This is a genomic window from Streptoalloteichus tenebrarius (assembly GCF_024171885.1).
GTDB classification, from domain to species: Bacteria; Actinomycetota; Actinomycetes; order Mycobacteriales; family Pseudonocardiaceae; genus Streptoalloteichus; species Streptoalloteichus tenebrarius.
This window is the reverse complement of record NZ_JAMTCP010000043.1, coordinates 52,878-59,933: the sequence shown is the minus strand read 5'-3', so window position 1 is coordinate 59,933 and position 7,056 is coordinate 52,878. Positions and strand designations below refer to the sequence as shown.

The 7,056-nt window shown below is 73.4% G+C and carries 9 protein-coding genes; 8 read left to right on the top strand and 1 reads right to left on the bottom strand.

Annotated elements, in window-relative coordinates; all coding sequences use genetic code 11:
- The 7 genes from LX15_RS26360 to LX15_RS26330 form a co-directional block, all read left to right on the top strand.
- Window positions 1-245 (top strand): hypothetical protein (locus LX15_RS26360; protein ID WP_253672454.1); only part of this gene is annotated, 245 nt, incomplete at its 5' end.
- 2 nt (window positions 246-247) lie between these two features.
- Window positions 248-457 (top strand): helix-turn-helix domain-containing protein, encoded by a 210-nt coding sequence (locus tag LX15_RS26355; RefSeq protein ID WP_253672466.1) that lies wholly within the window; start codon window positions 248-250, stop codon window positions 455-457.
- 79 nt (window positions 458-536) lie between these two features.
- Entirely contained in the window at window positions 537-1,415 is an 879-nt protein-coding gene (locus tag LX15_RS26350) for a hypothetical protein (protein ID WP_253672452.1), read from the top strand.
- A gap of 137 nt (window positions 1,416-1,552) precedes the next feature.
- Complete coding sequence (locus LX15_RS26345; protein WP_253672450.1) at window positions 1,553-2,131, top strand: YbaB/EbfC family nucleoid-associated protein; 579 nt, start codon at window positions 1,553-1,555, stop codon at window positions 2,129-2,131.
- A 15-nt stretch (window positions 2,132-2,146) separates the two neighbouring features.
- A complete protein-coding gene (locus LX15_RS26340; protein ID WP_253672447.1) occupies window positions 2,147-2,500 on the top strand; it encodes a type VII secretion target in 354 nt (117 codons plus the stop codon).
- A 1-nt stretch (window position 2,501) separates the two neighbouring features.
- Window positions 2,502-3,386 carry a WXG100-like domain-containing protein gene (locus LX15_RS26335; protein ID WP_253672445.1) on the top strand — a complete coding sequence of 295 codons (885 nt, stop codon included), beginning with the start codon at window positions 2,502-2,504 and terminating at the stop codon, window positions 3,384-3,386.
- A 217-nt stretch (window positions 3,387-3,603) separates the two neighbouring features.
- Window positions 3,604-4,497, top strand: coding sequence for a bifunctional DNA primase/polymerase (locus LX15_RS26330; protein ID WP_253672443.1), 894 nt, complete (start codon window positions 3,604-3,606; stop codon window positions 4,495-4,497).
- A gap of 55 nt (window positions 4,498-4,552) precedes the next feature.
- On the opposite strand, the gene LX15_RS26325 is transcribed toward LX15_RS26330, so the two are convergent.
- Window positions 4,553-5,254 (bottom strand): TetR/AcrR family transcriptional regulator, encoded by a 702-nt coding sequence (locus LX15_RS26325; RefSeq protein WP_253672441.1) that lies wholly within the window; start codon window positions 5,252-5,254, stop codon window positions 4,553-4,555.
- A 120-nt stretch (window positions 5,255-5,374) separates the two neighbouring features.
- On the opposite strand from LX15_RS26325, the gene abc-f reads away from it, so the two are divergent.
- Complete coding sequence (abc-f, locus tag LX15_RS26320; protein WP_253672439.1) at window positions 5,375-7,015, top strand: ribosomal protection-like ABC-F family protein; 1,641 nt, start codon at window positions 5,375-5,377, stop codon at window positions 7,013-7,015.
- Window positions 7,016-7,056: the final 41 nt, after the last annotated feature.

Here is a 7,056-nt window from a genome sequence, read left to right as displayed (position 1 = left end):
AACGTCAGCCAGCGCAAACACGGCCAGGCTCGACGCCGATGGTGGAGGCGAGGCCGGTGACCACGTTCGTGATCAACCTGGCCGCGATCGCCGTCGACGTCATCATCATGTCCTGGCTGCTGCTGCCGCCCCTGTTCCGCCGGGCCGCACAACTCTTCCGCCGGGTCCGCCGGGACCTCCGCCGCTGGAACCGAGAACGCCGACAGCGCAGGGACGAGTCGCAGACCATGAGGAGCACGCGTTGAAGATGCAACCGGCTGCCCGGATCACCGGCCGCCTCCGCCAACAGATCGCCGCCGACCTGAAGAAGAAGTACGAGAAAGGAGCGAGCATCCGTTCCCTGGCGAGGTCCACCGGCCGGTCCTACGGGTTCGTGCACCGCATCCTCAGCGAGGCCGGAGTCCAGCTCCGCGGACGCGGTGGAGCCAGGCGAAAGACTACCCGCAGGCGACGATGACACCGGTGTCCGTAGGGCGGCGTCAAGGTAGCGTAGAAGTGTTCCCGCGCCGGCCGCGCGCCCGGTTAGCTTGATCGACGTGTCGCTGGTTCCCCGGGCGGTCCCCGGCCCCTCCGACCCGCGCGCCGCGCGGGCGCTCCAGCCTCGGTGGGACCGGGCGCGTCCCCGGCTGCTGGCGGCGGCCGTCTGGCTCCCCGTCGCCCAGGTCGGGCTGGTGGCGGCGATGGTGGCGTTGTCCCTGGCCGAACGGCCGGCCGGCTCGGTGTGGCACGTCCTCCCGGTGGCGGGCGCGGTCGTGCCGGCCGTCGTGTCGTGGGCGCGGATGTGCCGCTCCGGGCTGCTCGACCCGTCGACCTGGTTGTCGACGGCGTTCCTCACCCACGGGTGCCAACTGCTGGTCGGTGTGTTCCCGGCGTTCGGGTTCGCGCTGAGCGGTGCGAGCCCCGGTCAGCGCCTGGTGGCGGTGGCGCTCTTCGCGTCGTCCTGGCTGGCGCTGGTGGCGGGCTGTGTGCTCGCGACGCGGGCGAGCCGCGCGGTCGCGTTACCTCTCGTGCCCGACCTCGGCGCGACCTGGTTCCGGCTGGTCCTGGGCGCGCGGTTCACGCTGGCCCGTCCGGACCTGGTCATCGCCACGGTGTCGGTCGAGCGGGACCGGGTCGCGTGGTCCGCCCGCAAGCACCGGTCCCGCTCCTCTGGCCCGTCCCTGTCGGACGCGGTCGCCCTGGACCAGATCCGTGCGATGTGGACGGTCTCACTGTCCGAACAGGATGGCCCCCGCCCCTGGGCGTGGTTGTCCGACGGCACGGCCCTGCTGACCACGCCGGGTCCGGCCGTCGTGGTCCGCACGGACCATCGCGAGTTCCTGTTGCCCGTCAACGACGCGGAAACCTTCGTCGCGATGGTCAACCGCCGCGCGGAGCTGTGGTTCTCCCTGCCGCGCCAGCGTTCCGCGGCCTGAGCCGCCGCGTTCTCCCGTTCCGGCCCCACCTTGACGCGGTCTTTGCGCGCGCAAGCGGAACGCCGTCGATCGCCGCCCCATCCGACCTGGGACGGCCCCGGACGGGGCCGAGGTCGGGGTGAAAGGACATCCCCTGCATGATCAGCATGGATCCGGAGAAGGCCGGGGCGGAGCTGGAGGCCTGGGCCGCCCGGCTGGAACGACAGGCGGCGCGGTACACCGAGCTGCAACAGCGCCTCGACGCCACCAGTGCGACCGAGACGTCGCCGGACGGGGTGGTGCGGGTCACGGTCGACGCGCACGGCGTCCCCGTCGAGCTGCACCTGTCCGACCGCGCGAGGGGCATGGACCCGGCGAGGGTCTCGGCGCAGCTCATGACCTGCCTGCGCCGCGCGCAGGCGAAGCTCGCCGCGCGGGTCGACGATCTCGTCAGGGCCACGGTGCCCGCCGACGAGGAACCCGCGAAGGACATCATCGCCAACTATCACCGGCGTTTTCCCGCGCCGCCCGAAGGCGTTGACAGTCACGGCCCTGCGACGGGCGCGCAGCCCCGGTTCGTCACGGAGGAGCCTCCCGAGCGAACGCCACCGCGGCCGCTGCCGCCGTCCGGGTCGCCGACACCACAACCGGCACCAGGACCGGCGCAACAACCGGCACCACGACCCGGACCGGACGAGGACACCGACGACTGGGGCGACCAGTCGTTCCTGCGCTGAGGCGGAGAACACCAGATGGACAACGGATTCAGGGTCGACAGCGAACAGGTCCGCTCGCACGCCGGACCGGTGGGCGGGTTCGCCGGACGCGCGCACACCGCCGCCGAGGCCGGCGCGACCGTGACGGACCTGAATGACGCGTATGGGCTGTTCTGCCGTCCCTTCGCCGCGATGCTCAAACCCGCGCAGCAGCGGGGCGCGGACGCGTTGAAGGAGTGCGCGGAGCTGCTGGACCGCACCGTCGAGGACCTGCGGAAGGTCGCGGACACCTACCAGGAGGCCGAGGACAAGGAGGCCCGGCGGATGGAGGAGATCCTCGCCAGGCTGGGCGACGTGCCCTCCGCGCCGACCGTCGACAGGAGGGCCTGACATGGGGTTGGACCAGCGGACCGGAAACCCGTTGGTGGACGACAAGTCCTTCGTCGGGGGCAACTACACCTTCGACCCGCGCCAGCCGCTCGCCAACGTCGGTCTGCCCACGGGCGGACAGAACGCGGACGGCACCGAGGGCAGCACCGGTGTCATGACCGGGTTCACCGCCTTCGAGGCCGGGTGGACGTTGGCGCAGGGCATCGACAAGGGCGACTGGACGCTCGCGGCGGCCGGTGCGGCCGGAGTCGCGTTGGACGCCTTCAGCGCGGCCACCGACCCCATCGGCTACGTCGCCGGGCAGCTCTTCTCCTGGATGCTCGAACACGTCGAGCCGGCCCGCGCCGCGCTGCACGCGCTGAGCGGGAACCCGGACATGGTTCGGGGCTACGCCGCGTCGTGGACCAACATCGAGAAGGAGATGACCGCGGTGGGCACCGAGTACCGTGGCGTGGCCGAGCAGACCAGGGGCTTCTGGGAGGGCGCGGCCGGCGACGGCTACCGGGCGCGGGCCGGCAGGATCGCGGACCTGTGCCACGGCGCGGCGGGCGGCGCGCACGGCGTCGCCGCGCTGACCCTCGGCATGGCCGAGGTGGTGGGCGGTGTCCGCACCGCCGTGCGCGACCTGCTGTCCACGTTGGCCGGCACGCTGGTGAGCGCCGCGATCGAGCTGGGGGCCACCGTGGGTCTGGCGGCGCCGGTCGTCGTGGGCCAGGTGACGAGCAAGATCGCGCAGGTCGTGCGGATCGTCGGCGAGCTGATGACGGCGTTGGGCAAGACGCTCAAGAGCGCGACGACCTGGTTGGTCGAGCTGCGGGACCTCTTCGAGGGCTTCTGGCGCTCGATCCGCGCGCTGCGGGAGAACACCGGCCCCGCCGCCGCGTAGTCGGTGACGGGTGGCGCGGTCGAGCCCGCAGGCCGCGCCACCCGGCTTCCACGACACAACAGCGGTTTCCCCTTGCGGAGAAGGCACAAACGACGGTCTCGCCGTGCGCCGGACCCAACCGCTCTTCTTCTCCGATGCGATTCCCGTCCTTCTGGCGAAAGGACCCGCCCAACCCCCGCCAGGATCACTATCCTTCTGGCGGGGAGGGGAAATCGCCATGGGAGTTCCTGCCCGGCCCGCTCCAGACCGCCTTCTGCGGGCGGCGTTGTCCGCCGCCGCCCGAGGGTGGCCGGTGATGCCCCTGTGCCCCGGCGCCAAACGTCCCGTGCTCCGCGACTGGGAACACCGCGCCACCGTGGACCCGGAGATCATCCACGGGTGGTGGGCGGAACAGCCGTACAACATCGGCATCGCCACCGGACCCGCCGGGCTCCTGGTGATCGATCTCGACGACGCCCACGGCCAACCACCGCCCGAACCGTGGGCCAGTTGGGGTGTCCGCCACGGGCGGGACGTCCTGGCGTTCCTCGCGCGTGAGGCCGGCGCTCCCCCACCTCCCCGCACCTACACCGTGGGAACCCCGCGAGGCGGGGAGCACCACTACTTCCTCGCGCCCGCCGGCCAACGAACGCGCAGCACGGTGGGAACTCTGGGTTGGCGGGTGGACACCCGGGGCGACGGCGGGTACGTGATCGGGGCCGGTTCCGTTCACCAGGGCCGCCGCTACACGGTCCTCGACCCGGCCCCGGTCGCGCCGCTGCCGCGGTGGTTGGCCGAGGCGCTGACGCCGCCTCCGCCACCGGAGCCGCGCCCGCTCCACCTGCCGTCCCGGCGGGCCGACGCCTACCTGCGGGCCATCGTCGAGGACGAGGCCGCCCGGGTGGCGCACGCCCCGGTCGGGGAACGCAACATCACGCTGTTCAAGGCGGCCGCCACCCTGGGCGCCCTGGTCGCCGGGGGTGAGCTGGACGAGTGGACCGCGCGTCGCGTCCTGCGCGAGGCGGCGGCCGTGCACCTGGGGGTCGAGGGGTTCACCGACACCGAGACCGCCAGGACGATCACGTCCGGGCTGCGGCACGGGGCGCGCCAACCCCGTCGGTTGCGCGACTGAGGACCGCGCCAGAGGACGGCGCCCGAGGATCGCGTCAGAGGACCGCGTCAGAGGACTACGGGCCGGTGAAGACTCCCGCGACCGCCGCCCGCGCCGCGTCGTGCGCCGCCTGGTCGGCGAACTGGACGGACGTCGGAACGCGCAACAGGACCACCTGGTGGTACAGGGGCGCGGTGGCGGCGACCAGCAGGCGGCGGGCGTCGGTCCTCTCGGGGATCTCGCCGCGCAGGACGGCGCGCTCCACGATGAGCGCGCAGCGCCGGTACCGGTCCTCCCAGAAGTCGCGGAGGGCGCTGGCCGCCCGCGCGGAGCGGAACGACGCGGCGATGAGGGCCGTGGTGAGCGAGGGGGTCGAGGTCAGGGCCTCGTGGACCTCGCGGTTGACGGCCACGAGGTCGCCGGTGAGCGAACCGGTGTCCGGTGCGGCCCAGTCGTCGTCCCGGGCCGCGTCGAGGAGGTCGGCGAGCAGGCCGCCCACGTCACGCCAGCGCCGGTAGACCGTCGTGCGGTGCACGCCCGCGCGTTCGGCCACCGAGTCGACGCTCAGGCCGTCGTAGCCGTGTTCGAGGAGCTGGGCGCGCACCGCGTCGAGGACGAGGGCGCGGTTGCGGGCGGTCCGGCCGCCCGGTCGACGGGCGCGCTCCCGGCCGGGCGGAGCGGCTCCGGCTCCGGCTCCGGCTCCGGCTCCGGCTCCGGCTCCGGCTCCGGACATGATCGGCGTCACGCTCGTTCCGCTTGCCCGCGCAACGGTCTCCATGTCACCATCTTAATGCAACTGCTGTCGCACTAACCGGAGGTCCGGTGCTCCTGTCCAGCGCTCAGTCCGTCCTGCGGCCCCTCGCGGCCCACCCGGTCCACCGAGCCCTGGAGCACCCGTATGCCTACGCAGATCTCCGTCCGTTCCCTCAGCAAGTCCTACGGTGACCGCCTCGTCCTCGACGCGGTGACGTGCGCGTTCCCCGTCGGGGAGCGCACCGGCGTCATCGGGGAGAACGGCTCCGGCAAGTCCACCCTGCTGCGCCTGCTCGCCGGGCAGGAGTCGCCCGACCAGGGCGAGGTCGTCGTGACCGCCGAGGGCGGCGTCGGCTACCTCGCGCAGGACACCGAGCTTCCTCAGCACCTGACCGTCCAGCAGGCCATCGACGCGGCGCTGGCCGACCTGCGGGCCATCGAGGCGCGGATGCGCCACCTGGAGGCCACGATGGCCGACGGGGACGAGTCCGGTCTCGCGGAGTACGGCCACCTGTTGACGATCTTCGAGCTGCGCGGCGGCTACGACGCCGACGCCAGGGTCGAGGCCGCCCTCCACGGGCTCGGCCTCGGCGGGCTGCCCCGTGACCGCGCGCTCGGCGCGTTGTCCGGCGGCGAGCAGGTGCGCCTGCGCCTCGCGGGCCTCCTCGCGGCGGCGCCCGAGGTCCTGCTGCTGGACGAGCCCACCAACCACCTCGACGACAACGCCCTCGCCTGGCTGGAGAGCCACCTGCGCGCCCGGCGCGGCACGACGGTGGCCGTCTCACACGACCGGGTGTTCCTCGACCAGGTCGCCACCACGTTGGTCGAGGTCGACGCCGACCGCCGCACGGTCGCCCGCCACGGCACCGGCTACTCCGGCTTCCTGGCGGAGAAGGCGGCGGCGCGGCAGCGCTGGGTCCAGGCGCGCGAGCAGTGGGAGGACGACGTCGCCCGGCTCAGGGAGGCCGTGGCGACCACGGCCCGTCGCGTGGCGCCGAACCGGCCCATGACCGACCGCAACAAGATGGCCTACGACCGGGCCAGCGGGCGGGTGCAACAGTCCCTGGCGAGCCGGGTCCGCAACGCGGAGGAGCGATTGCGCCGCCTGCTGGACGCGCCCGTCCCTCCCCCACCCCAGCCGTTGCGGTTCACCCCGTCCCTGCACGCCAGCCAGGTGACCGGGGTCGTGCTCGACGCCGTCGACGTCGCGGTCGCCGGGCGGCTGGCCCCGACGAGCCTGACGGTCGACGCCGGAGACCGCCTCCTGCTCACCGGGCCAAACGGGGCCGGCAAGAGCACCCTGCTGCGGGTGCTGGTCGGCGACCTCGAACCCGACAGCGGGCACGTGGCCCGTCGGGGCCGGATCGGCTACCTGGCCCAGGACGTGCCGGCGGGCGCCCCGGGCGAGACCGTGCTGACCGCGTTCGCCAGGGGTCGGGGCGGCCTCCCCGAGGAGCACGCCGAGCGGCTGCTGTCGCTGGGCCTGTTCGGCGCGGAACAGCTCACCGCGCCGGTCAGCGGGTTGTCGACCGGTCAGCGGCAGCGGCTCGCGCTGGCCCGCCTGGTCACCGAACCCGTCGACGTCCTCGTGCTGGACGAGCCGTCGAACCACCTCTCCCTCGCCCTCGTGGAGGAGCTGGAGAAGGCGCTGGAGCACTACCGTGGGGCGCTCGTCGTCGTCAGCCACGACCGCCGGCTCCGCCAGCGCTGGCGCGGCTCCCAGCTCTCCCTCCACCCGGCCGACGGTCGACGCGACGCGGACCTCAGGAGCACCGTGCGCGGCTGAGCCGCCCACGGTCCTCGTCCGACGCGCCGACCGTCCTCCGA

Bases quoted from the DNA above. Each gene is read 5' to 3' on its own strand.
- LX15_RS26355 (WP_253672466.1), top strand. From the start codon at position 248: ATGCAACCGGCTGCCCGGATCACCGGCCGCCTCCGCCAACAGATCGCC.
- LX15_RS26345 (WP_253672450.1), top strand. From the start codon at position 1,553: ATGATCAGCATGGATCCGGAGAAGGCCGGGGCGGAGCTGGAGGCCTGG.
- LX15_RS26340 (WP_253672447.1), top strand. From the start codon at position 2,147: ATGGACAACGGATTCAGGGTCGACAGCGAACAGGTCCGCTCGCACGCC.
- LX15_RS26335 (WP_253672445.1), top strand. From the start codon at position 2,502: ATGGGGTTGGACCAGCGGACCGGAAACCCGTTGGTGGACGACAAGTCC.
- LX15_RS26330 (WP_253672443.1), top strand. From the start codon at position 3,604: ATGGGAGTTCCTGCCCGGCCCGCTCCAGACCGCCTTCTGCGGGCGGCG.
- LX15_RS26325 (WP_253672441.1), bottom strand. From the start codon at position 5,254: ATGGAGACCGTTGCGCGGGCAAGCGGAACGAGCGTGACGCCGATCATG.
- abc-f (WP_253672439.1), top strand. From the start codon at position 5,375: ATGCCTACGCAGATCTCCGTCCGTTCCCTCAGCAAGTCCTACGGTGAC.